Here is a 23331-nt window from a genome sequence, read left to right on the forward strand (position 1 = left end):
AGTGCCTCCCGAAATATTCTGACGATCACACGTAGAAAAATTATTATAATAGTTGCTAAATTATGAATATATAGTATATGTTATAATATGAATATATAGACCAAGTCAACTGTTTTTTTCTTAAGTAAGATATTTCGTCGTTTGTTTGGCTGGAAAGAGGGAGGGTGTAGGAATCTGCTAAACAGATAATTACATTGTGTACGCAGTTGCTTATGAAGCTTTCAAGGCGCAGAGGAATTGCCCTAGTCAGAAAGCATTATAGTAGGGGCATTATGGTGGAAGCCTCATTCTAGATATTTATTAACTCACTGCTTGGACTTACTCCAAATAACCGCTTATATTCACGGCTAAATTGGCTGGGACTTTCATAGCCTACTTGCATGGCGATTTGCGATACTTGTGCCTCGCCGAGTTGAATCAGCTGCCGCGCTTTCATCAATCGTAGGCTTTTTTGATATTGAAGCGGGCTTAGTTGAGTGATTTCTTTAAAATGTTGATGAAATCCCGACACACTCATACCGCAGCGACTGGCCAAATCTTCTATGATGACGGGCTCTTCTAAATGCGCTTTTAGCCAATCGGTAGCTTGGGCAATACGGTGGGTGTGACTGCCATTAACCACCAGTTGCCGAAGCTTATGACCTTGCTGTGCTGAGAGCAGCCGATAATAAATCTCTTGCTGAATTAAAGGTGATAAAAATTCTATATCATTTGGATAATTAAGCAAGTCTATCAGCCGTTCGAATGCAGTTAATATGGTGTCTTCTAATGGCCATTTTATACCTTGATGCTCATAATCGGCATTTTTCTGAGGTGGTATTTTTGCCATGACCTCACGAATGAGCGCCAAATTTAATTTCATAGACAATACGATGACAGGCTTTTCTACAGTAGCGTGTTTGATATGCATGCTTATAGGAATATTGACAGGGCAGAACATCAGGCTGCTATCATCAAATTTCTGGCAATCTGTACCTAAGTAAATTTCACGCGTGCCTTGTAAGACGATACATATGCTAGGTTCTTGGATATAGCTGACCGTCTTTCTTGGTCTGTCGGCACAATAAAAAAACAAGCCTGAAATGTCTGATTCGATGGTTTGGTTTTTGGGTAATATACTAAGTAGCTGCTCTACCGTTTTTGTTTTCATGATTTATGCTTACTTTATAATTTGCCTAATGATATAAATATTTATAGGATTAGGCAAGAATTCTGGAGTAATGCTCTACCAGATTAGCGTGCTCACTTCTATAATGATGGCATCAAAACGCAGCAAGATTGATTTGCAGCGTATTGCACAATACCAATAACACGCCAATCCATAAGGAATATATGATGAAGATTTTCTATAAAACGCGCGCAACGGCAACGGGTGGTCGTTCTGGCCATACAGGTCTTGACGATGGTTCGCTAGCTTTTGATTTGGTCTCTTTTCAAGAAACAGACAAGGAAGGTGTCAATCCAGAGCAGCTTTTTGCAATGGGTTATGCGGCTTGTTTTGATAGTGCTTTAAATCTGACCGCCCAGCAAATGAAACTGCCAATCACTGCCTCAAAAACCTCGACCCAAGTGGGTATTGGTATGAAAGCCGATGGTAGCTATAACCTAGATATAGATTTGTATGTTGAAGTGTCGGGCATTGATGAGGTTCAAGCGCAAACACTGGTCGAAACAGCTCATCAAGTTTGCCCATACTCTAATGCTACTCGTGGTAATGTCGATGCACGTTTGCATGTGACCGTGGTTTAACGGTCAGCAGTAGTTAACACCTAACGACTGATTCAACAGCTGCTCTAATAACTATAAACAAATATAAAAACGACATGACTTTCAACTGCTTGGGTATATAAAGTATTCAGGCAGTTTTTTATTGAGTGATTCAACGTTGATCATTAAGATTAAATTATCAAGCATAAAAAGTTAAGCACAAAAAAGAGCCAGTAGTTTGACTACTGGCTCTTTCGTTTTCAATAGATGTGAATAAAAACATGGATTTTATTCAAATAACCACCACGTATTATTTACGCTTGTTTCTAGGGTTATTATAGTTGGCAGTTCACTTGGTATTGTTGACCATTATCTGATTTGATGGTCATGATGCCGTAATCCGCTTTGGTGTGCCAATCGTAAGTGGTTTTAGGGTTAACATTATTGACATAACGAGCGCCAGAACCTGATACCGCTTGCTCCATAGTAATTTCTGCATTGGTCAAGCCAACTTTAGGCAAGGTCACGTTTAGGTTAGCAGTCTGACCGTTGGCAGTGTATGCAGCAGTGAGTTGACCGTTGTCTTCACAAGTGAATGATTGGACTACTGGCTGAGTATTGGTCTCTGGGGTCGTAGTGGTTGGTGCATTAGTGGCGCAGGCAGACAATAATAGAGCAAAAGGTGCTACGGCTAATAATTTTTTCATAATATGCCTCAAAAGTATCGGTAAAAGTAGGTTGTTACTTCAAGCAATATGATACCGTAGAGAATGTAACTTCATGTTGTGTTTGAGGGCTATGGTAGTAATATTATCTATCTTTTTTATCACTAAGCATTTTAGTCTTTATTAGCCTATTAATTTTAAATAACGAATGAGGATATTTCACGTAGGGGCTTTTTCTTTATTTAAAATAAATACCAGTACTGCACCTAAGATAACCGAGCTTGCTATAACGAATGACACGGTCAGTTGCTCAGATAAAAACACCACGCCTAATATCGCAGCCAGTATAGGTACACACAGTTGTACAACTGCTGCTTGAGTGTTTTTTAACAAAGGCATGGCCATATACCAGATACTGTAGCCTATACCGGATGCGATCGCTCCTGATGCACAGGCCAAAAGTACTCCCTTACTAGTGATGTCACCTAAATTGATGTTTTCCAAGCCTATATTGTCTAGATAAGTCATGCTTATCACTAACAGTATGGGCGCTGCTATCAGACTCCGAATGAAATTAAAACCTGTGGCTCGCAGCGGTGACACGCATGATTTGCCGCGTATGCTATATATGCCCCAAGCAGCACCACTGATTGCCATAAGCACCGCCGCTAGTAACGAAGGCACTGCTGCTGAAGGTAGCATCAAATAGACAAACCCTGCTACCGCTACGATAAATGCCAGCCATTGTAAGCCGCTCAATTGCTCTTTTTTATAGATGCCCCAACCAATCATCGTCAGCTGAACCGCTGAAAATAGAATCAGCGCTCCTGTACCAGTATCCAACTCTACATAAGCAATCGAAAAGCATAGTGCATAAATCACTAAGCTCACGCTGCTTAACCAGCTGCCTTTATCGTTTAAAATAGCAGCGTGAGAAATGCTGTCAGGCTTTCGCGCGTGCTGTCGTAACCGATAAGCATGAATGGTCATGATAATACCTAGGCAGACAGCAGCGCTCAGCAGGCGCAAAATGGTAAAGCTCCAAGCATCTATATGACCCTCTGCTAACGCCATACGGCAAAAGAGAGAGTTTGCAGCAAAGGCGATTAATGCAATAACGGTGTACAAGGTGGCTTTCAAAAATAATTCCTACAATAAAGAAGTTGGTTTTTGAATAAAATAGGCAAATCTGATTTTTAGAGATGTTGTTATTACCGCTTTTTTACCAGAAAAATACTGGCTGAAGTGCGAAAACTGAGTTGCTAGTTGCTAGTTGCTAGTTGCTAGTTGCTAGTTGCTAGTTGCTAGTTGCTAGTTGCTAGTTGCTAGTTGCTAGTTGCTAGTTGCCAATTGGGAGATTTCTCACAACAGACCATATTTTATTGCACTCGCAGGGAAAAGTATTTTTTAAATTGGACTGATGATAGTTGAATTAACAATAAAGGCCGACTGCAAGGGTGATGGCAGGTCAAGCGCATATTCAGAACGATTGCTGAAGTTAATCGTCATAAATCAAATAAAAATAATAGATAGGAAAAAGTAATATGGATTGGGCAAGTATCTTTATTCATGACACCACTTGGGCATTTGCGCTTGAGATATTGGTGCGTGTCAGCGTCATGTTTGTGCTGATTATCTCGTTTTTGCGTTTGACGGGCAAACGCGGCGTCCGTCAGCTGTCAATCTTTGAGTTGACCATTATTTTATCATTGGGTTCTATCGCAGGTGACCCTATGTTTAACGAGGATTTGCCGATTATTCAGGCGGTGCTGGTCATGAGCGCCGTTATCCTGCTTTATCGATTGTGCACGTGGATCATGATGGAATTCCAACCTTTTGAAGATTTATTAGAAGGGAATTCGCTCTATATTGTAGAAGACGGAATGCTGGTACTTGATAAGATTAAAAAGGGTAAAATGTCTCATGATGAGTTTTTTACTGAAATGCGCCAACAAGGGGTTGAGCATTTGGGTCAAGTGCGTACAGGCTTGCTAGAGACAGACGGTAATTTTAGCATATTGTTATATCCGCCTGAAAACACTGGCTATGGTATGCCGCTTTTCCCTAAGCAGTATCAACCTGTCGAAGAGATAGAGTCAGAAACATATTACGCATGTATGCATTGCGGCTATGTCGATCATATATCTGACCCCAATCAGCTCTGTGAACGCTGTGAGAATGGATGTCGAGACTGGGCGAAGGCCTTGAATAGCGAGATCATTAGATGATAATAAATGAGATGATGGCTATATGAATTATCTATGAGTAGATCGAGCGGTCTTATGTTGGCAGACTTAATAATAGCCAATGATACCAACGTAAGACAGCCCTAGGCTAAACGCTTTTAACATGCCCTATCTGAGTTAGGCAATTTTATACCAATCAATTTTACGGGTCATGACCATCACGCAAGCGAGTAGCACAAAACAGAAGACAGCACCAAGCAATAAATTCATATCTTCGGTGGTTAATATGCCGAAAAACGCCGCATACAATCCTGCCAATGTGACAGTGAAAATCGCCGCTCGCTTGACGCCGCCCAGTACATAATAAGTATACCAACCAATGAGTCCAACACAGGCGCTGGCAGCAATGGCATACGCTTTCCAAAAGACAATTTGCTCAGCAAGTGGTAATAGTAAGACATAAAACACAAACAGCGCGCAACCGACCAACAGATATTGAATAGGGTGGATGCGGCTGGATTTGATCACTTCAAATAAGAAGAAAGTGCCGAATGATACTAAGATTAATAATAAGGCATACTTCATCGTTCGTTCAGTTTGTAAATACACGTCATTAGGCTCAGCAAAACTCACACCAAAGCTGTTTAGGCGCACGTTTCGATAGCTATCAGGTATGGCAGTAGCTTCTGCTGTGGCAGCGCCTTCCATTGCTATAAGCGCATCATCAGAAACCATTGACTGGCTGTTGTTATCAAGAGTGGCTTGACTGGTGACGACACATCGGTTGTTAGCGATGCTGACACACTGCGACAAATCTTGATTGTTGGCTATTGTTAAATACTGATTTTGCCAACTGGCTTCAAAACCTTTAGCGGTAATTTTTTTGGCATTGGGGAGCGCCTTACCAATAAAGTTTGGCGCATGCCAATTACTGCGCATCGTTAAGTTAAAGTTTTGTCCAGTCGGTACAGTGTTTACATTGCTAATACCAGCTAACGGTAAATCAATGACAATTTCTGTACTGGTTAATGACTCGCTAGCACCGTTCGTAGCAAGGGCGTTATTGCCATTCTGCTGGCTCGTTATATTTTTTACTGAATGCTGTAATATATTTTGCGGAATAGCTACTTCTACATAGGTCAGATTTTTCAGCAGCGCTGTCTGAGGGTAGGTCGCTTTTATCGGTTTTTTATTAATGGTCACCGTTGGTAGCGTCGCCACGCCGCGCAGATCTGATACTGGAATAATCAATTTTGCTGCATTCCAGTGGATGATGGTTTTTTCGGACTGGGTGTTATTTTTATTGGTAGGTGTACTGACAGAACCTTGTGCGTCACTAGCTGTGCTCGTAGTGTCATATAAGCTGCTGATGGCTTGATCAAATGTATAGCGCTGGTCAAATGTCAACGCACCATCATAACTAGTCGCATGATAGATGCCACGTTTGTAGGTATCAGTGCTGACTTCAAGATCTTGTATGGCTTGGGTCTGACTGGCAAAGACAATTTCATTTTTTGAGTAGGATGGTGCACACTTACTGGTTGTTTCAGGTGCTGTAATCTGACATTCAGGCGTAATCGTGGTAGGGATGATGATAAATGGGGTGATGACTTCTTGCGGATTGACGTGCTGCTGGGCAATTTCTTTAACCACCGACGCGGCATAATTTTGTCGTTCGTAGATCACTGAGCCAATCATACCGAGACCGATGGCAAAAATAATACAAAGCCCGGCGATGATGGACAATTTCGTCAATAGTGTTTTTTGCATGAAAGCTCCTCATATGAATCTTTAGTCCAAAACTGTGCATATAACAGTCAGTAGGTTCAAAGAAGATCATAGAGGAGAGATGAAGAAAAAATATGTAAGAACGATGGAGAGTGTGTGGAAAAATAAGCCTTAGTGTTTTCTGGCATCAGTGTTTTTTAGTATCACCAACCACTTTATCCATAATAGCAAATAATAAACCAGACAACACAAAAGTCATATGAATGATGACTTTCCACATGAGTTTGTCCGCTTCACCCTCACTCAATTCATTAGGAATATCCATAAACGATTTTAATAGATCAATCGCAGAAATAGCGACGATGGCACCGATGACTTTTAGTTTTAGACCAGAAAAATCTACTTTGCCCATCCAACTAGGTCGATCAACGTGATCACCAGTGTCAATTTTTGAGACAAATATTTCATAGCCACTAAATATGATAATTAATAATAAACTGGCTACTAAAGAGAGGTCGACCAACACTAATATATTAACAATGACATCTGATACAGAAGCGCTAAATACAGTATTGAACATCATGACTGTTTTTTGAATGAATTTTATAAATAATAAAATAATCCCTAAGACCAGCCCTAAATAAAAAGGCGCTAATATCCAGCGGCTGTTAAAGATGGTTTTTTCTAGGTATCGTTCAATGTTTTTTAGCATGGACATCTCTTAATGCTCTTAAAGGTAAGGTTGTAGGTCATTTACTGATAACGTGGTATAGATGGATTTAAGAAAGCCATTCGAGCACTTGTTGTACCCGCTCATCTCTATCACCACCTATGCGATGAAATGGCTTTTGGTGACGAGTCAGCTGACTTTCAAAATAAGCACTGATTTCATCACGTTGATGGGGGCTATCACGCAAATCATCGGCGACCCACGGAATATCAACTTCGGTTAATAGAATCAAATCATAATGATGCGTTAACGCCGCATTGGTGAGCGCTTTAGGGCAATCACCATAATACCAGTTGGCATAAACCATTAGCTCAAATAAACTGGTGTCACATAACAAGTAGCTGCTATCAGAATTTTGCGCGGCTTGTGCGGCGAGCTTATTTTCTAACTCAATTTGACCTTGTGCAATAGGGAGTAAATCCTCCCAAGTGCAAGTTAGGTGTTCCTTATCCCATTTCGCTTGTAGATAGGTGCGCATGTATTCTGGCACCCAAGGGCAACCAAAATGCGCTGCCAAGTCGCGACATAGCGTGGTCTTACCAGTGCTCTCTGCCCCTAGGATAGCGACATTGATGACCGATTTAGGCGTATGCTGCTTTAGGTTGCAAGCGGTAACGTCGTTGCCATTCATAGTAAGCCCAAATTGCGATAAGAGTGAAGACTACGTATTGTAGCGCAGTAAAAGTGAGACCTTTATAAAAGTACAGCGGGACTGAAATAGCATCGGCGATTATCCAGAGTATCCAATGCTCAATTTTGCGCCGCGCCATCAGCCACATCGCCATCAAAAACAGCGCGGTGGTCAGCATATCGGTGTAATCGACCCACGTAAATAAATGCAAACCTAATACCGCGCCATCAAAACTAAAGTTATTATTGATGACTGGTCTGAAATAATACACCAGCGCGACAAAGGCAATAGTTGCCGAGGCTAGTAAGGCGAGTATTGGCACATCTTTTTTATTAAGATGTTCTACTTGAATAGCATTCTGGGCGTTAATGTTTGCTAACGACTCATTTTGCTGCTGACCAGTAGGGTTGATATAATCTTGCTGTTTTTTTATGGCTGTGTTTTTCTTACTCTGTGTCCAATTGATCCAGCCATATAGACTCATCACCGTATAGTAGGCATTGATAAACATATCGCCAAATAATTGCCATTTCCACAATAGATAAACAAATATAGCGGTGCTGACGAGACCTATCGGAAATACCAAAATATTGGTTCTGCTGGCGAGTAAGACACTTGCTACCCCAAATATGACAGCAATCAATTCAAGAGCAATAAAGACAGTGGGATAGTCAGCGTATTGTCCAAATAACCAGTTAAAAATTTCTACCATGAGTATTCCCAAATATGAGCAGGTTTTATGTCTCGCAGTTTTATGCGCTCGAACTGTGAACGCGTCGCTAGCAAAATGCGCCAATTATAACGTAGCTGCTCCAAAATGAAGTCAGGACTTTGCTTATTTTTCGCAACAAACAGATTATTTGTAACAAAGTATTAGAAAAATAAATATATTCAGGCATAATAAAGGCTCTGATTTTAAGTTTACAGTTATTCACTGAAATCAAACGACTGTTATTTTTCCACTTTTATGCTTATCCCAAGCCCTATAGTAGTAGACAAGGAAGCTTATCATGACGACTTGTATCACAGGCACTGGCCTGTATATTCCGCCTTATAGCATCAGTAATGAAGAGCTAGTAGATTCATTTAATAAGTATGTTGAGAATTATAATGCAAAGCATGCTGACGAGATAGCAGCAGGAACTTTGACTGCCCTAGAGCCTTCTTCAGCGGCCTTTATCGAAAAAGTATCTGGTATCAAATCACGTTATGTGATGGAAAAGGATGGTATTTTAGATCCTGAAATCATGGCACCAGTGATTCCTTATCGTCATTTAGGTGAAGAGCTGTCTATCATGGCAGAAATGGGTACTGCGGCTTTGAAAGACGCGCTAGCAGATGCGGGTCTTGAGGCGAATGACCTAGATGGTATCATTCTTGCTTGTTCAAACTTCCAGCGTACTTATCCTGCGGTCGCTATCGAGATTCAAAATGCAATCGGTATGACTGGTGGTTTTGCTTATGATATGAACGTCGCTTGTAGTGCCGCGACCTTTGGTCTGTCGCAAGCACACGGTTCTATCGTTTCTGGTCTGGCTAAGCGTATCGCTGTGGTCAACGTTGAGATTACCTCAGCGCATCTGAACTGGCGTAACCGTGACAGCCACTTTATCTTTGGTGATGTCGCAACAGCATCTATCGTCGAAGAGCTAGACACGCCAAAAGGTTATGAGATTCTTAACTCTAAGCTATTCACCCAGTTTTCGACCAATATCAAAAACGAATACGGCTTTATGGATCGCTCAGAGTTCTTAGCGGCACAGACTGAGATGTATCCAGACATTAAAGAGCCTGTTACCGACAAGCTATTCTTACAAAATGGTCGAAAAGTGTTCCGTGAAGTCTGTCCAAAGGTTTCAGAGGTCATCACTGAACATTTGCAAGAAAACGATATCGCAACGTCTGATGTTAAAATGATGTGGCTACACCAAGCCAACGCCAATATGTTGGATTTAATCCTACGTACTGTGATTGGTAAAGAAGCAGATAAAGCGATTGTGCCAAGTGTCATTGCTGAATTTGCTAACACCAGTTCAGCCAGTCCGATGATTGTTTTCCATCGCTATAAAGATGAGCTGGCATCAGGTGATTTGGGTGTTATCTGTTCATTTGGTGCTGGTTACTCTATCGGTTCAGTGTTGGTGCGTAAGGTTTAATTTTTAAAGTAAAATCTGTTACTAATAAAAAATAGCTAAGAACAACCTTAGCTATTTTTTTTGTCTGTTATTTTTGTTATGAGCACTTAATCACATTATTTAAGCAATATATTATTCAAGAATGAGGCGCTATTTGAGAATATAACGGGAAGAATGCTTAGAATATCGACAAGAATGCGTAGAGGTTTTAATTTACCCCGAAAAATTTGCTATAATCACGGTCTTATTCCTCTCATCCAATTAAAAGTCCTTTTATGAAAGAATCCTTACGCCTGCGTTTAGACCAGATGGTAGACCGTTATGAAGAGGTCACCGCCTTATTATCAGATCCCAGTATCATCAGCGATAATAATAAATTCCGTGAATTGTCTGTCGAACACAGCGACTTGATGGATATCACTACTTTATGGCAGAACTATGTGCGTGCAGAAACGGATCAGGCTGATGCAGAGGCTATGCTGGCTGATGCATCAGATCCTGACATGAAAGAGATGATGCAAGAAGAGATTGATAACGCCCGCGAGACTATCGTAGAGATGGAAGAGGCGCTCAATGTCATGATGCTACCAAAAGATCCGAATGATAAAGTGCCTGCTTTCTTGGAAATTCGAGCGGGTACAGGTGGTGATGAAGCCGCGATTTTCTCTGGTGACTTGTTCCGTATGTACCAAAAATACGCGCAGACACAAGGCTGGACAGTGGAAGTGCTGTCGGCAAGTGAAGGCGAGCATGGCGGTTATAAAGAAATTATCACTCGCGTATCAGGTAACAGCGTGTATGGGCGCTTAAAGTTTGAATCAGGCGTACACCGTGTGCAGCGTGTGCCTGAAACCGAAAGCCAAGGTCGCGTGCATACGTCAGCTTGTACCGTGGCGGTGATGCCTGAGGTTGAGATTGATGATACAGTAGATCTAAATCCAGCCGACATTCGCTTTGATACCTTCCGTTCAAGCGGTGCGGGTGGTCAGCACGTTAACACCACCGACTCAGCCGTACGTTTGACCCACATTCCCACGGGTACCGTGGTAGAGTGTCAACAAGAGCGTAGCCAGCACAAAAACCGTGCGCAAGCGATGAAAATGCTGATCTCAAAGATTCAGCAAGTCAAAGTACAGGCGCAAGTTGATGCAGCAGATACCATACGCCGTGATTTGGTGGGTAGTGGCGATCGCTCAGAACGCATTCGCACTTATAATTTCCCACAAGGTCGCATGACTGATCACCGTATCAACCTGACGTTATACAAGCTTGATGCCATTATGGAAGGCGACTTGGATGAGATTCTTGATGCACTGTTGCGTGAGCATCAGGCTGATTTGATGGCCAGTATCGGCGGTGGTGATTAGTAACCATCAGGATATTAATGACTAGAGGCTCAATAGCTGGTCGTGAATCCATTAATTCATAAAAGCGTGACACTGTCTAGATGACAGTGTCTGTTTGTTTATAGCTGTTTTTTTACGGCTATCGACTATGATAATAAGTATAGATTTAATTTTGCAGTTTTCGTTTATTCCATTTAATTATCTAATAATATTGAGAGTGTTATGTCAAAGCACAATAATCAGAACCAAGACCAAACCCCAGTTGTAGAAGACGCTAACGAGCTAATTGCGCAACTGCAAGCCAAGCTAGACGATATCAGTGCTTCAGGCAAGCAGCCGTATCCAAATACATTTAAACGTACTGATTATGCGCAAGATTTGCAAACTGCTTTTGACGGCGTCTCAAAACAAGAAATTGAAGAAAAAGCGGCGAATGGCGAAAAAACACAGGTCAACGTGGCAGGTCGCGTCATGCTGAACCGTGGTGCCTTTATTGTTATTCAAGACATGACGGGTCGCATTCAGTTATATGTTGCACGCAAAGAGTTGGATCCAGAGACGTTAGCGACCATTAAATCATTAGATTTGGGTGATATTGTTGGCGTATCAGGCTATATCGGTCGCTCAGGCAAGGGCGACTTATATGTGCATATCGAAGAGTTTCAGTTATTGACTAAAGCGTTACGTCCAATGCCAAACAAGTTTCATGGTTTAGCTGATGTCGAAGCGCGCTATCGTAATCGTCATCTTGATTTGATGACCAATGAGACGACTCGTGATACCTTTATGATTCGCAGTCAAGTCATTAGCGGCATTCGCAAGTTTATGTTAAATGAGCGTTTCATGGAAGTTGAGACGCCGATGATGCATCCTATCCCAGGTGGTGCGGTGGCGCGTCCGTTTGTGACGCATCATAACGCTCTAGATATGCCTTTATATCTGCGTATCGCGCCTGAGCTTTACTTGAAGCGCTTAGTTGTTGGTGGTTTTGAAAGAGTGTTCGAGATTAACCGCAGCTTCCGCAACGAAGGTGTATCAACTCGCCATAATCCTGAATTTACCATGATTGAGTTTTATCAAGCGTATGCTGATTATCATGACTTGATGGATTTGACCGAACGCTTATTTAATGAATTGGCGATGGATATTTTAGGCACGACTGAGATTACTTATCAAGAAGAAGCCATCAGTTTGAAAGCGCCATTTATACGTTTATCTATGTCTGATGCAATTGCAAAATATGCTGAAAACTTCGATATGGCACGTATCAATGACCGTGAATATCTTGCAGAGTACGCCTCGACAACGCTTAAACAGCAAGTGAAAGAGGTGTTTGGTGTGGGCAAACTACAGACCATTATCTTTGAAGAAACCGCTGAACACCAATTGCGTCAGCCAACGTTCATCACTGAATATCCAGCGGAAACTTCACCACTGGCACGCCGTAGTGATGACAATCCTGAAATCACCGATCGTTTTGAGCTATTCATCGGTGGTCGTGAACTGGCCAACGGCTTTAGCGAGCTTAATGATCCTGCTGATCAGGCAGAACGCTTCCGTGGACAAGTCGCTGAAAAAGACGCTGGCGATGATGAAGCGATGCATTTTGATGAAGAATACATCGAAGCGCTGTCTTATGGCTTACCACCAACCGCAGGTGAAGGTATCGGTATTGACCGTTTAGTGATGTTGTTTACTGATTCTGCCAGTATCCGCGATGTGATTTTATTTCCGCATATGCGCCGCAAGTTAGAAAGCTAGAACTGGTTTACTTGCCATAAATCCATGCTGGGACTAAACTGAACATAAGAAAGCTCTTTTGCTTTCAATGGAATGGTCCCAGATTCTTTATGAGGCCTCATTTATAGGGACATCATGGATACTCAGCACGCGTCACCCTCACTTTGGCAACAGATGATTCAACAAAGTTTCTTATCTTTGTATGAATTACCAGCAGATAAAACAACCAATCCTGAGCAGTTTCAAGGTTATGATTTCGTTTTTGAGTTTTCTGGCGCTATCATTTATTTGATCGTCAATGATGTGGTGATGCAAGCGAGTAGGCAAAAAATAGACAGCACTCAAGTTCGTGAGTGGAGAAAAGAAGTCGTCAACCAACTAATCAAGCGTCACGCTCAGCTTTATCTAAAAAACGATAAGTCGATGTCAGAAAGTAATATTTCGGCAGCTTGTAAGGATGTTTATTTCATTGGTTTGACGTCACTGTCTGTTACCCATCAAGATAATAAACCACAAGCATCCTCGCATACGGTTGATTATGAATATGGTAGTCAGTTTTTTGCTGAAGACTGTGTTTTAGATCTGGATGATGAGCAGAGTGTCTTACAGGTATTTAGCCATCAAAACTTTGTCGATATCATTAGCCAATTGGTTACGCCAAGCGATTTGTCCGCATTTTTAGACTTTCATCGCAGCCAGCTGACAGGGTTTGAGTCATTCCAAGACGAATCGACATTACTTACCCAGTTTTTACAGTCGCCTGACTTTCATCAAAGAGCGATTAGGGTGCAAGAGCAATTGATTGATAATCAGTTGATCGATCAGATTGAGCAACGCTTGCTCAAAGCTACAGAACCAGATCAGGCAGTCTTTGCCAAAGCACTCATGGCTGAGATTCAGAAAAATACTCGGATGTGGTACAAGCTGTTTAATAGTTTGATCAAACATTATTATGAGGCAGGTCAACCACTACCAAAAGAGCCAGTCGATATTTTGGTCGATGAGTCAATGTATACTTACGCTTGTTTGGTTGAAAAAATCTTAGCTTACAAAACGATGGATCAAGACTCTCGCTGGAATGGTTATGTTTGTCATGAGCACTCTTATCACGTGTTTGGACGCCATTATCTGATGGTTTTCTATGCGCAAGATGATAATAGTTCGCTGAGAGCTGATAAGGTGCGCACGTCTCAACAAGATTTGTTGTTGGAGCTCAATGCTCAAATGCAGGATCCAGTGATGGATGATTTGTTTTTGATTGGCGTAGAGTTTAGACCTTGTGATGATATCGTCAATACAGAGGTGTACTTGGATGCCTTTTATCAAAAAGGTTCAGTGATTGACGCCAATACTCAGCGCTTATATGAACGTTTAGCCCAACTTCAAGCCCAGTTATAATCTAAACCTAATACAGCCTACTGGTTTGACACCCCATCTATATTTGTATTATTCACATTGGCATTTATTATGACGCAGCAATATCAAGTTTTAGCGCGCAAATACCGTCCCAAAAACTTTCACGAGTTGATTGGGCAAACGCATGTTTCTCAAGCATTGATTAATGCGATTGATTATAACCGTTTGCATCATGCTTACCTCTTTACGGGCACACGCGGTGTGGGTAAGACTACGATTGCGCGTATCCTATCTAAATGTTTGAACTGCGATACGGGTATTACTAGTACGCCTTGCGGTGTGTGTGATAACTGCGTGGCCATCGATCAAGGGCGATTTATCGATCTTATCGAGATTGATGCGGCATCCCGTACCAAAGTAGAAGACACACGTGAGTTGCTGGATAATGTACCGTATGCGCCAAGTCAGGGGCGTTATAAAGTATACCTGATTGATGAAGTACATATGTTGTCCACACACAGTTTTAATGCACTTCTTAAAACTTTGGAAGAACCCCCTGAGCATGTAAAATTCTTACTTGCCACGACTGATCCGCAAAAATTGCCGATTACCATTATTTCGCGCTGTTTGCAGTTTGTGTTGCGTCCATTGCCGCAAACGTTACTCAGCGAGCATTTGGCAAATGTTCTTACCCAAGAGCAGGTGGGTTATACGCAGCCTGCACTCTGGCAATTGGCTAGCGCCGCCAAAGGCTCGGTACGTGATGCGTTGTCATTGACCGATCAGGCCATTGCTTTTGGTCAAGGTGCGCTCGATGATGTCACTGTAAACGCCATGCTTGGTTTAATTGATGCGGCTGATCTAGTCAGTTTAATTACTGACATCTATAACCATGACAAATCTGCTGTCGCGGCTCATATAGAACAAATGCGCGCGCAAATGGTTGATGCGACGAGTATGTTTGATGGTCTTACTGAATTATTGCATCAATTGGCGTTGACTCAGCTGTTGCCTGAAGTGGCATTAAATGTAAATGAGGCACAGGCGCAACATATTAACACGCTTGCGCAGCATATGAGTCCAGATGTTCTGCAACTGTATTATGAGATTGTCGTGCAAGCACGTGAAGGTGTTAAGCTTGCGAGCATACCGATGCAAGCGCTGGAAATGTGCATTTTACGTCTGCTGGCATTTCGTCCGTTGCCAGTCGATGAGATATTAAATCATACTTATGCTGGCTCTTTATCACCTGAAGTACCAACTATAGAAGATGGGGCATCTACACCTTCTACACAGTCATCGAATAGCCAATCGGCTTCTGCACCGCCATTACAGTCTTATGGCGTTGATTATCAAGCACGAGATAATGATGATTTACAAGTCAAAACCTATAACAATTTTGAGCCAAGTTTGGCTCAAAATGATGAGCAAAATCATGATGTATTAGTTACTAGCCCTGAACCAGTTGTTGAGCCTGAACCCGTTGTTGAGCCTGAACCCGTTGTTGAGCCTGAACCCGTTGTTGAGCCTGAACCCGTTGTTGAGCCTGAACCCGTTGTTGAGCCTGAACCCGTTGTTGAGCCTGAAACCAGTTGTTGAGCCTGAACCCGTTGTTGAGCCTGAACCCGTTGTTGAGCCTGAACCCGTTGTTGAGCCTGAACCCGTTGTTGAGCCTGAACCCGTTGTTGAGCCTGAACCCGTTGTTGAGCCTGAACCCGTTGTTGAGCCTGATGCAAATAATTCTCAGTTAACAAGGCAACTTGATGATCCTCGTACTTTGCTGCGTTGCTTACCGCAAGAACTACTAGGTGAGTGGACACCAGAAAAATGGGATTATTGGCTACAAACGGCTCGTGAAGCGGAGATATTGGCTCAAGACGAATTAGCACTTGCGCGTCAAGGCATGATGACGGGCTTATGCGATGGCAAGGCAATATTTATAACAAGTGTAGATAGTCGGCATTTACAAACCACTTTTCAGCAATTAGCGGCTAAACTGCAACACCAGTTCACCCAAGCAGAAATTGACTTACAAATCGATGGCAGCGTCATGCAAGCAGAGGATAAGACGCCTGAGCGTCGCCAACAAAAGCGCTTGGTGCAAGCCAAAACGGTTGCAGAAGCAAGACTGCTTGCTACGCCTGTGATGCAGTATTTGAATGAGCGCGGTGAAGGAAAAATGGGTAAGGTTCAGTTGTATTAAACAGTCAGAAAAACTGTTGTTAAAATTATTTAAAAGTCTATATAGTTATTAAAGACAACTTTCATATAAAATATCAAGACGATGTTGTACTATCGCCTTGATATTTTTGTTTTTATTGCAGATTAAATGGGCTTTTTTAAACAAGAGAGAAATATTTAATAACGATAAGATAAATTAAGATTCGTTATAATGGTTAAGTTATATTAAAAACTGAAATGAAGTTTAGGTGAGAATATGTTGGATAATTTACGCGGTATGGCTGTGTTCGCCAGTGTGGTTGGACATGGCTCTTTTAGTGGCTCAGCACGTGAGCTTGGCATTACAACCAGTGCAGTCAGTCAGCAAATCCGCTCATTAGAAAATGAGCTGGGCGTCGTGCTATTACACCGCTCAACTCGTAAGCTGAGCTTAACAGAAGCTGGCGAAAGCTTTTATGAAGCCGCAAAGGATGTGGTAAGTGCTGCTGAACAAGGCCGGATTAAGGTCAATCAGTTGCGTGATGAGTTGGCAGGAAGTTTACGAGTGGCGACAACACCAGAGCTTGGTGTTAATCACATCTTGCCGGCACTCTCTACGTGGATGGCGGCACATGATGATCTTAGCATTACCTACCTGGCAGACAACCACTATATTGACATGATTGATGAGCGGATCGATATTGCGATTCGTATGAGTCCATCGATTAATGACTCGAGCCTCAGCAGTCATCCATTGACCGATGTGCGCCAAATGTTGGTTGCTTCACCGCAGTATCTACGCCAACATACCAAACTGCAGACGCCTAAAGATTTGGCTGACCATCAGCTGATTTGTATTGAAATCATGAAAGATGCCAATCAAATTGATCTCATTCAGACAGAAACGGGTAAGAAGACGCGCACGAAAATGAATTCACGCATTTATACCAATAATGTCTTTATGGCGACCACCTTGGCAAAAGAAGGTCATGGCTTGGTTAGAATGATGGAAATGGACATCAAAAAAGAGCTTGAAAATGGTGATTTGGTCGAAGTGTTGACCGGTTATCAATTACCAAGTTTTGTACTATATGCCGTCACCTTAAACCGTGATCAACAGCCAGCCAAAATCACTCGCTGTTTAGAGGTGTTAAAAAAGTACTTTCACGCCAATTAGATGACGTTTGAATAATGCACCGTAGAGAGTAGTTTAAAGCCTCCAAAAGCAAAAAGCCTATAGACATATTATCTATAGGCTTTTTTAGTGTTAGCGTTTAATGTAACCAATTATCTAAAATGATGGTTTTAGCAAGTCAATCAAACGCTCAGCCAGTTGTGTGCTCTCATCGCGGCTCATATTAAGCGGCGGTAGCAAGCGCACAACATGCCCACCAGTGACATTGATGATTAGCTTTTGTTCATCACGCGCACGCTCAACCAACTGACTACAGTCCATGTCTTCAGGCAAAGCGATACCAATCATCATACCTGCACCACGACTGCTGACGCCATATTGTCCTAGTGTATCGACCAGCGTCTCTCGAATAAACAGCCCTTCGGTCACGGCATTGGTCATGATATCACTGTTAGCCAATACGTCATATACGCTATGTACCACACGACTGGCTAGCGGCGTACCACCATAAGTAGAGCCATGACTACCAGCACCAAACAGACCATTAGCGCGGCCACGTACCATACATGCGCCTACTGGAAAACCGTTACCCAAGCCCTTAGCTGTCGTCAATACATCAGGACGCGCATTACTATGTTGATAAGCGAAGTATTTACCCGTACGGCCATTACCTGTTTGCACTTCATCTAGCATAAATAACCAGTTATGGGCTTCACACTCTGCTTGTAATTCTTCAAGATACGTAAATCCGTTGGCAGCAGTATTTAAACCCCCTTCGCCTTGAATAGGCTCTACAAAGATGGCGCAAATTTCATCATGATCTTGCGCGGCTTGCTTAATCGCGGCAATATCGCCAAATGGTACACGGATAAAGTCATCATCTAATGTGTAAAACCCTTCACGGGCTTTTGGGTTGGCGGTGGCTGACAATGATAATAAGGTACGACCATGGAATGACTGCTCCATAACGATGACTTTTGGGCGTTTAAAACCTTGCTGATAGGCATATAGACGCGCCAATTTGAGCGCCGCCTCGTTTGCTTCAGCACCACTATTGGCAAAAAACACACTGTCCATTTGGGCGGCTGTACATAGCACTTCACCCGCACGCTCTTGCCAGTCAATACCGAATAAATTACTGGTATGTACTAAAGTCGCTGCTTGCTGCTGAATGGCGTCAGTCACTTGCGGGTGGCAATGCCCTAGACCGCATACGGCAATACCAGTCAGCGCATCTAAATAAGGCGTGTCATCTTTGGTATATAGCCAGCTGCCTGAACCGCGTGTGAAGCTGATTGGCTGGCGGTTATAAGTGGGCATCAGATAAGTAGCAGACATATAAAACATCCTTAAGATGATAAATTAGTTAAAAGAGAAGGTGTTAATTATAGCTCGTCAGAAAAAGGCGTGGTTTCTGCAGGTAAGGTATAGTCTTCATTTGCCCATGCACCTAAGTCGATAAGTTTGCATTGACTGCTACAAAACGGTTTGTACTTATTGTATTGCCATGCTGTTTTAGTGCCACAACGTGGGCAAGGATAGGTTTTAGGAGAAGTATTGGGGGTAGATTCAGTCATGATAAGGGTGAGAGTATCCTCAATTTATTTGTATGATTAACATCATTAGCGAGCGGCAGTCGGTAATTGCATCTATTTTTATCTCGTATGCGCTTGATAGACTACGATAGCGCGTTACTCGCTGTCGCCATATTACTATTGAAGTGGATTGGCTATATAATAGCATGCGCCTGAATAATGGTAAAAGACAAATACTTTAAGGATAGTAGATGACCGACAATATTGAGCTTACACATCAGCAACAGCGAGCATTTCAACCAGAAAAGCTTTCAGCACCACGTGATTTTATTATGCCAAATATCATTCACGACAATAAAGGCACTGTCCCTTTAATATTAGAAATTGGTGCAGGGAAGGGTAAGCATGCGCTTGGTTTCGCCGCAAAAAATACCGATAAGCATCTGATTGCAATTGAACGTACACGCAATAAGTTTGACGCTTTTGCCAAACTGGCAGTGCTACAAGATTCACCGAATTTAACTGCCATTCATGCTGATGCGATCGCATGGATTGTGCATGCCATTAAACCCAATAGTGTCAGTCAAATCTTCATACTGTACCCCAATCCTGAACAGCACAATCCCAACCAGCAATGGCTAAACATGCCTTTCTTCGAGTTTTTATTGTCACGCTTGCAAGTAGGTGGAGAGGTGGTACTAGTAACCAACATCGAAGCCTATATCAATAATGCAGAGCAGCAAGCAACGGAGACATGGTCGTTGCCTAATGAGCGCTATCAAGTCGCTGATGACAGTCAGCGCACGCATTTTGAAATAAAATATTTAGCCCGTGGAGAGGTATGCTGGGAGCTTAATATGCGTAAGCCGGAGGGTTATAAAACTAGGTTTGATGAGTGGCAGGCTGATACTGTGAATCAGGTTAAATAACCTAAGTAATAAATCGAAATAAATCTTGCCGATAATAAGTGCTAATTTATAATATATAAAATAGCCTAAGCAAAAAAATGCTAAAGAATAAAACCGCCACAAAAGGGCGGTTCAAAAATTACTTACTATTAGAGAAAATTTTCTTCAATCAAAACTACAAATAAGGTTTTACTAAAGTATCCGAATCAGTATAAGCATCAAGCACCGTCAAAAAGGTATAAGCACCAATAAATTTTCGACTAATAAACATAAATTCTTTTGGTGGTAAGTTAAACTCAAAAGACTGCATCGCTTTTGTGGCTTGTGTTGAGAGGCGAGAGTGGAGTTTGCTGTTCGCCCAAATATAACGGTCGTCCTTATCTAGACAATCGCTAGGAATATCAGGATTGGTCGCCGGATCACTAAACGGTTCGGTTGCCAATAAAAATAGTGACGCCATATCAGAGCGTACTTTATCACTCATACTATCAAAGAAGTCATAACCCGTCATCGCAAGCATCATCGCCTGATGGTCATGGCAGTAACCAGCTTTTAGTAAGCCATGCGCAATGGTCAAAAGGTTGTTATCAAATTGACGAATAGCACCAAAATCTAACAATACTAATTTATCAATATCACCTTCATTTTCACTGACACGAACCAGATAATTACCAAAGTTGGGGTCCGTCTGCATTTCGCCCCACACAAAAATCTCTTGCATCATGATTTCGATGGCTGCCTGACCAATAGCGTTACGACGCTCATGAGGTAATAATTGTAATGCCTCAGAAACTACGGTAATACCTGGCTCATAAGACATACAGAGTAGGCGTTTTTTGGAATAAGTGCGATTAATCTTGGGAACTATGTAACGCGGATCATTACTCAGACGGTCATAAAACCGTTCTGTCGTCGCGGCTTCAGCTTCATAGTCCACTTCATGATGGAGTAGGTCACGTATCTCTTCGAACCAAGCATCGAGCGAACGGGTCTGCGGAACGATATTACTTACTCTTAATAGTTGCTTAAATAAAGCAAGATCTGAGTTGATCGCATCAGCAACACCCGGATACTGAATTTTTAATACAACTTGCTCTCCAGTTGCAATCACGGTGGCGCGATGAACTTGGGCGAGAGACGCAGTGCCTATAGGAACCGTATCAACATCTAATTCATGTAGTTTTTCGCCCAATAATTGCTGCAGGGTTTGTTGCATGGTTGGCCATGATAACGTAGCGGTATCGTCATTGAGCGTTTGCAAGGCACGGGTAATTTCTGGTGGCAAAATATGTTCGCCATAAATCGCTAGCATTTGACCAATTTTGACGACCGAACCTTTTAGCTTACCTAGCTCTTCTGCGAGGTAGTTTGCTTGGGCTTCCATAAATACTTGGTTACGTGCTGTGCGAGCTTCTTTATTTAAGAACATGCCAGACACACTATTACCCGCCCAGCGGCGACCAATATTTAAGGAAGTTTTAGCAATCGACATTCGTCTATCAAACCCTGAGGTTTTTAAGTTGTCGATGGATTGCTTGGTGCTAGAAGATTTAGACGTATCATTTGCCATAAATATAATCATTCATCCAGTTGGTATTGATTTGTGGGTTCAAAACCTACAATACAAGGGAGATGCGATGTACGGGTACAAAATTGTATCATATAAAGCACATTTGGTTGATGAGCCTAAGCTTGCCAATAGCAGTTACTTTGTAAGCCGCAGTATATATTTGCAGATTATAATTTCGTAAAAAATAATATCAAAAAATAAGACCTAGCATCATGCTAGGTCAAATCATAAAAACTAAAAGTAATTTGGTATATCAGACTGAAACTGCGAACAGCCCTCGCCTGAGTAATATTGATTTTTAACTGTTTTTACGAGCAATGGCATGATGCCCAATATCACGGCGATACTGTGCACCATCGAAACTAATCGCACCTGTTACCGCAAGTGCGGCTTGCTGAGCATCTGAAATACTATCTGCAAGAGCAGTCACGCATAATACACGTCCGCCATTCGTCACCACTTCTTTTTCACGGTCTATGGCATCGCTGTCAGAAAAAGCAGTGCCAGCATGGAAGACTTTGACAGCGTTGTCATTATTGTCATCTAGTTCTGGCAAGCCAGCAATCACATCACCTTTTGATGATGTTTCAGGATAGCCTTTTGAAGCAATGACGATACCGAGGGCAGGGCGGCTATCCCATTGAGCATCGCTAGGCAACTGTCCTGCTAGACCTTGTGCCACTAAATCTACCATTGATGATTGTAAACGCATTAAGATAGGCTGAGTTTCTGGATCACCAAAACGGCAGTTAAATTCGATCACATAAGGGTCACCTGCTTCATCAATCATGAGACCTGCATATAAAAATCCCGTATAAGGGTGACCCGCATTATTCATTGCATCAACCACTGGCTGAATGACTTGGGTCATGACTTTTTCATGGACATCTTGAGTGACCACTGGCGCAGGAGAGTATGCTCCCATACCGCCTGTGTTCGGACCTGTATCGCCTTCAAAAGCCCGTTTATGGTCTTGGCTTGTTGCCATTGGCAAGATATTTTTACCATCAATCATGCAGATAAAGCTGGCTTCTTCACCTTGCAAAAACTGCTCAATCACCACACGGCTGCCTGCATCACCAAACTTATTGTCCGCAAGCATATCATCGATGGCCTCATATGCCTGTTCGATAGTTTCTGCGACGATGACCCCTTTACCAGCGGCAAGGCCATCGGCTTTGATAACGATGGGTGCACCTTGTTCATCGATATAAGCTTTGGCAGCCACCGCTTCGGTGAAACCTTTGTAGGCTGCAGTAGGGATATTGTTTTGCTCCATAAATTCTTTGGCGAAGGTTTTGGAGCCTTCTAACTGCGCACAGTATGCTGTTGGTCCCCACGCTTGAATTCCAGCATCGCGGCAAGCATCAACGATACCAGTGACCAAAGGCGCTTCTGGTCCAACAATGACCATGTCAATGGCATTGTTTTGGCAAAAATCGATGATTGCACTATGTTCACTAGCGTTCTCGTCAGTAGATACTGTCGATATTAGGACAACGTTTTGGCATTTAGGTTCAAGCGCTGTACCAGCATTACCAGGCGCGACGTAGACATTATTGACCTTATCGTCTTTTGCACATTGCCACGCTAGCGCGTGTTCGCGACCACCTGAACCAATCACCAAAATATTCATCATACGTCTTGCCCTTAGCATTAAAGTTAATTATGAGTTAGCCACACACTCTCAAATATACTGGCATATTCTAACAAAAAAGTCGTACCGATTGCCATGAGTATCCACTTGCCAGCAATTAATCATCAATAAACGGAAAAACCTGTCTCATGAGTAAATGTTA

General features: G+C 42.4%; 19 protein-coding genes and 1 pseudogene. 9 read left to right on the forward strand and 11 right to left on the reverse strand.

All coding sequences use genetic code 11. The features are described 5' to 3' along the window. Positions 1 to 289: 289 nt before the first annotated feature. Positions 290 to 1150: an AraC family transcriptional regulator N-terminal domain-containing protein gene (locus ACP7AE_RS00650; protein ID WP_426241001.1), complete on the reverse strand. Its 861-nt coding sequence runs from the start codon at positions 1148 to 1150 to the stop codon at positions 290 to 292. A 185-nt stretch (positions 1151 to 1335) separates the two neighbouring features. Between ACP7AE_RS00650 and ACP7AE_RS00655 the strand changes: the two genes are divergently transcribed. Next, positions 1336 to 1749: an organic hydroperoxide resistance protein gene (locus ACP7AE_RS00655; protein WP_426241166.1), complete on the forward strand. Its 414-nt coding sequence runs from the start codon at positions 1336 to 1338 to the stop codon at positions 1747 to 1749. Between the two features lie 293 nt (positions 1750 to 2042). Here the strand turns inward: ACP7AE_RS00655 and ACP7AE_RS00660 are convergent, their stop codons facing one another. Together ACP7AE_RS00660 and ACP7AE_RS00665 are read right to left on the reverse strand one after the other, a co-directional pair. Beyond that, positions 2043 to 2414, reverse strand: coding sequence for an MliC family protein (locus ACP7AE_RS00660; protein ID WP_426241002.1), 372 nt, complete (start codon positions 2412 to 2414; stop codon positions 2043 to 2045). Positions 2415 to 2591: 177 nt separating this feature from the next. Next, on the reverse strand, positions 2592 to 3512 hold the full coding sequence (locus tag ACP7AE_RS00665; protein ID WP_426241003.1) for a DMT family transporter: 921 nt from the start codon (positions 3510 to 3512) through the stop codon (positions 2592 to 2594). Between the two features lie 404 nt (positions 3513 to 3916). Here ACP7AE_RS00665 and ACP7AE_RS00670 point away from each other — a divergent pair, with 404 nt between their 5' ends. Further along, positions 3917 to 4600, forward strand: a complete 684-nt coding sequence (locus ACP7AE_RS00670) for a DUF421 domain-containing protein (RefSeq protein WP_426241004.1) — start codon at positions 3917 to 3919, stop codon at positions 4598 to 4600. Positions 4601 to 4735: 135 nt separating this feature from the next. Here the strand turns inward: ACP7AE_RS00670 and creD are convergent, their stop codons facing one another. The 4 genes from creD to pnuC all read right to left on the reverse strand — a co-directional run bounded on the left by creD (position 4736) and on the right by pnuC (position 8359). After that, positions 4736 to 6328 (reverse strand): cell envelope integrity protein CreD, encoded by a 1593-nt coding sequence (gene creD / locus ACP7AE_RS00675; RefSeq protein WP_426241005.1) that lies wholly within the window; start codon positions 6326 to 6328, stop codon positions 4736 to 4738. 145 nt (positions 6329 to 6473) lie between these two features. After that, on the reverse strand, positions 6474 to 6998 hold the full coding sequence (locus ACP7AE_RS00680) for a TIGR00645 family protein (protein ID WP_045447433.1): 525 nt from the start codon (positions 6996 to 6998) through the stop codon (positions 6474 to 6476). A 67-nt stretch (positions 6999 to 7065) separates the two neighbouring features. Next, the gene (locus tag ACP7AE_RS00685; protein WP_426241006.1) at positions 7066 to 7647 is read right to left on the reverse strand and encodes an AAA family ATPase; all 582 of its coding nucleotides are present in this window, start codon (positions 7645 to 7647) and stop codon (positions 7066 to 7068) included. Then, a complete protein-coding gene (gene pnuC / locus ACP7AE_RS00690) occupies positions 7598 to 8359 on the reverse strand; it encodes a nicotinamide riboside transporter PnuC (RefSeq protein WP_426241007.1) in 762 nt (253 codons plus the stop codon). The genes ACP7AE_RS00685 and pnuC overlap by 50 nt, the downstream gene beginning before the upstream one ends. A gap of 298 nt (positions 8360 to 8657) precedes the next feature. Between pnuC and ACP7AE_RS00695 the strand changes: the two genes are divergently transcribed. The 6 genes and pseudogenes from ACP7AE_RS00695 (at position 8658) to ACP7AE_RS00720 (ending at position 17561) form a co-directional block, all read left to right on the forward strand. Next, complete coding sequence (locus ACP7AE_RS00695; protein ID WP_426241008.1) at positions 8658 to 9803, forward strand: beta-ketoacyl-ACP synthase III; 1146 nt, start codon at positions 8658 to 8660, stop codon at positions 9801 to 9803. Positions 9804 to 10057: 254 nt separating this feature from the next. After that, positions 10058 to 11149, forward strand: a complete 1092-nt coding sequence (gene prfA, locus ACP7AE_RS00700) for a peptide chain release factor 1 (protein ID WP_055125440.1) — start codon at positions 10058 to 10060, stop codon at positions 11147 to 11149. A gap of 201 nt (positions 11150 to 11350) precedes the next feature. Beyond that, on the forward strand, positions 11351 to 12889 hold the full coding sequence (gene lysS / locus ACP7AE_RS00705) for a lysine--tRNA ligase (protein WP_055125441.1): 1539 nt from the start codon (positions 11351 to 11353) through the stop codon (positions 12887 to 12889). 114 nt (positions 12890 to 13003) lie between these two features. Further along, positions 13004 to 14266 (forward strand): hypothetical protein, encoded by a 1263-nt coding sequence (locus tag ACP7AE_RS00710; protein ID WP_426241009.1) that lies wholly within the window; start codon positions 13004 to 13006, stop codon positions 14264 to 14266. A 69-nt stretch (positions 14267 to 14335) separates the two neighbouring features. Further along, positions 14336 to 16427 (forward strand): annotated as a pseudogene (gene dnaX / locus ACP7AE_RS00715) (DNA polymerase III subunit gamma/tau). 234 nt (positions 16428 to 16661) lie between these two features. After that, positions 16662 to 17561: a LysR family transcriptional regulator gene (locus ACP7AE_RS00720; RefSeq protein ID WP_045448120.1), complete on the forward strand. Its 900-nt coding sequence runs from the start codon at positions 16662 to 16664 to the stop codon at positions 17559 to 17561. A gap of 114 nt (positions 17562 to 17675) precedes the next feature. On the opposite strand, the gene ACP7AE_RS00725 is transcribed toward ACP7AE_RS00720, so the two are convergent. Next, positions 17676 to 18857 (reverse strand): aspartate aminotransferase family protein, encoded by a 1182-nt coding sequence (locus tag ACP7AE_RS00725; protein ID WP_296240462.1) that lies wholly within the window; start codon positions 18855 to 18857, stop codon positions 17676 to 17678. Positions 18858 to 18904: 47 nt separating this feature from the next. Continuing rightward, positions 18905 to 19096, reverse strand: coding sequence for a DNA gyrase inhibitor YacG (locus tag ACP7AE_RS00730; RefSeq protein ID WP_296240463.1), 192 nt, complete (start codon positions 19094 to 19096; stop codon positions 18905 to 18907). Between the two features lie 209 nt (positions 19097 to 19305). On the opposite strand from ACP7AE_RS00730, the gene ACP7AE_RS00735 reads away from it, so the two are divergent. After that, positions 19306 to 19983, forward strand: coding sequence for an SAM-dependent methyltransferase (locus ACP7AE_RS00735; RefSeq protein WP_426241010.1), 678 nt, complete (start codon positions 19306 to 19308; stop codon positions 19981 to 19983). A 154-nt stretch (positions 19984 to 20137) separates the two neighbouring features. Here the strand turns inward: ACP7AE_RS00735 and ACP7AE_RS00740 are convergent, their stop codons facing one another. Both ACP7AE_RS00740 and purD read right to left on the reverse strand, forming a co-directional pair. After that, positions 20138 to 21532 (reverse strand): ABC1 kinase family protein, encoded by a 1395-nt coding sequence (locus ACP7AE_RS00740; protein ID WP_426241011.1) that lies wholly within the window; start codon positions 21530 to 21532, stop codon positions 20138 to 20140. Positions 21533 to 21830: 298 nt separating this feature from the next. Next, positions 21831 to 23168 carry a phosphoribosylamine--glycine ligase gene (gene purD / locus ACP7AE_RS00745; protein WP_426241167.1) on the reverse strand — a complete coding sequence of 446 codons (1338 nt, stop codon included), beginning with the start codon at positions 23166 to 23168 and terminating at the stop codon, positions 21831 to 21833. Between the last annotated feature and the right edge of the window lie 163 nt (positions 23169 to 23331).

This window comes from Psychrobacter sp. TWP2-1-2, assembly GCF_049896785.1.
Taxonomy (GTDB): Bacteria; Pseudomonadota; Gammaproteobacteria; order Pseudomonadales; family Moraxellaceae; genus Psychrobacter.

What these genes read in the sequence shown, in the direction of transcription:
- ACP7AE_RS00710 (WP_426241009.1), top strand. Translation starts at nt 13,004, where the DNA reads ATGGATACTCAGCACGCGTCACCCTCACTTTGGCAACAGATGATTCAA.
- ACP7AE_RS00735 (WP_426241010.1), top strand. Translation starts at nt 19,306, where the DNA reads ATGACCGACAATATTGAGCTTACACATCAGCAACAGCGAGCATTTCAA.
- lysS (WP_055125441.1), top strand. Translation starts at nt 11,351, where the DNA reads ATGTCAAAGCACAATAATCAGAACCAAGACCAAACCCCAGTTGTAGAA.
- ACP7AE_RS00680 (WP_045447433.1), bottom strand. Translation starts at nt 6,998, where the DNA reads ATGCTAAAAAACATTGAACGATACCTAGAAAAAACCATCTTTAACAGC.
- pnuC (WP_426241007.1), bottom strand. Translation starts at nt 8,359, where the DNA reads ATGGTAGAAATTTTTAACTGGTTATTTGGACAATACGCTGACTATCCC.
- ACP7AE_RS00660 (WP_426241002.1), bottom strand. Translation starts at nt 2,414, where the DNA reads ATGAAAAAATTATTAGCCGTAGCACCTTTTGCTCTATTATTGTCTGCC.
- ACP7AE_RS00725 (WP_296240462.1), bottom strand. Translation starts at nt 18,857, where the DNA reads ATGTCTGCTACTTATCTGATGCCCACTTATAACCGCCAGCCAATCAGC.
- ACP7AE_RS00670 (WP_426241004.1), top strand. Translation starts at nt 3,917, where the DNA reads ATGGATTGGGCAAGTATCTTTATTCATGACACCACTTGGGCATTTGCG.
- ACP7AE_RS00730 (WP_296240463.1), bottom strand. Translation starts at nt 19,096, where the DNA reads ATGACTGAATCTACCCCCAATACTTCTCCTAAAACCTATCCTTGCCCA.
- creD (WP_426241005.1), bottom strand. Translation starts at nt 6,328, where the DNA reads ATGCAAAAAACACTATTGACGAAATTGTCCATCATCGCCGGGCTTTGT.
- ACP7AE_RS00740 (WP_426241011.1), bottom strand. Translation starts at nt 21,532, where the DNA reads ATGGCAAATGATACGTCTAAATCTTCTAGCACCAAGCAATCCATCGAC.
- ACP7AE_RS00685 (WP_426241006.1), bottom strand. Translation starts at nt 7,647, where the DNA reads ATGAATGGCAACGACGTTACCGCTTGCAACCTAAAGCAGCATACGCCT.
- ACP7AE_RS00720 (WP_045448120.1), top strand. Translation starts at nt 16,662, where the DNA reads ATGTTGGATAATTTACGCGGTATGGCTGTGTTCGCCAGTGTGGTTGGA.
- ACP7AE_RS00650 (WP_426241001.1), bottom strand. Translation starts at nt 1,150, where the DNA reads ATGAAAACAAAAACGGTAGAGCAGCTACTTAGTATATTACCCAAAAAC.
- ACP7AE_RS00695 (WP_426241008.1), top strand. Translation starts at nt 8,658, where the DNA reads ATGACGACTTGTATCACAGGCACTGGCCTGTATATTCCGCCTTATAGC.
- purD (WP_426241167.1), bottom strand. Translation starts at nt 23,168, where the DNA reads ATGAATATTTTGGTGATTGGTTCAGGTGGTCGCGAACACGCGCTAGCG.
- prfA (WP_055125440.1), top strand. Translation starts at nt 10,058, where the DNA reads ATGAAAGAATCCTTACGCCTGCGTTTAGACCAGATGGTAGACCGTTAT.
- ACP7AE_RS00655 (WP_426241166.1), top strand. Translation starts at nt 1,336, where the DNA reads ATGAAGATTTTCTATAAAACGCGCGCAACGGCAACGGGTGGTCGTTCT.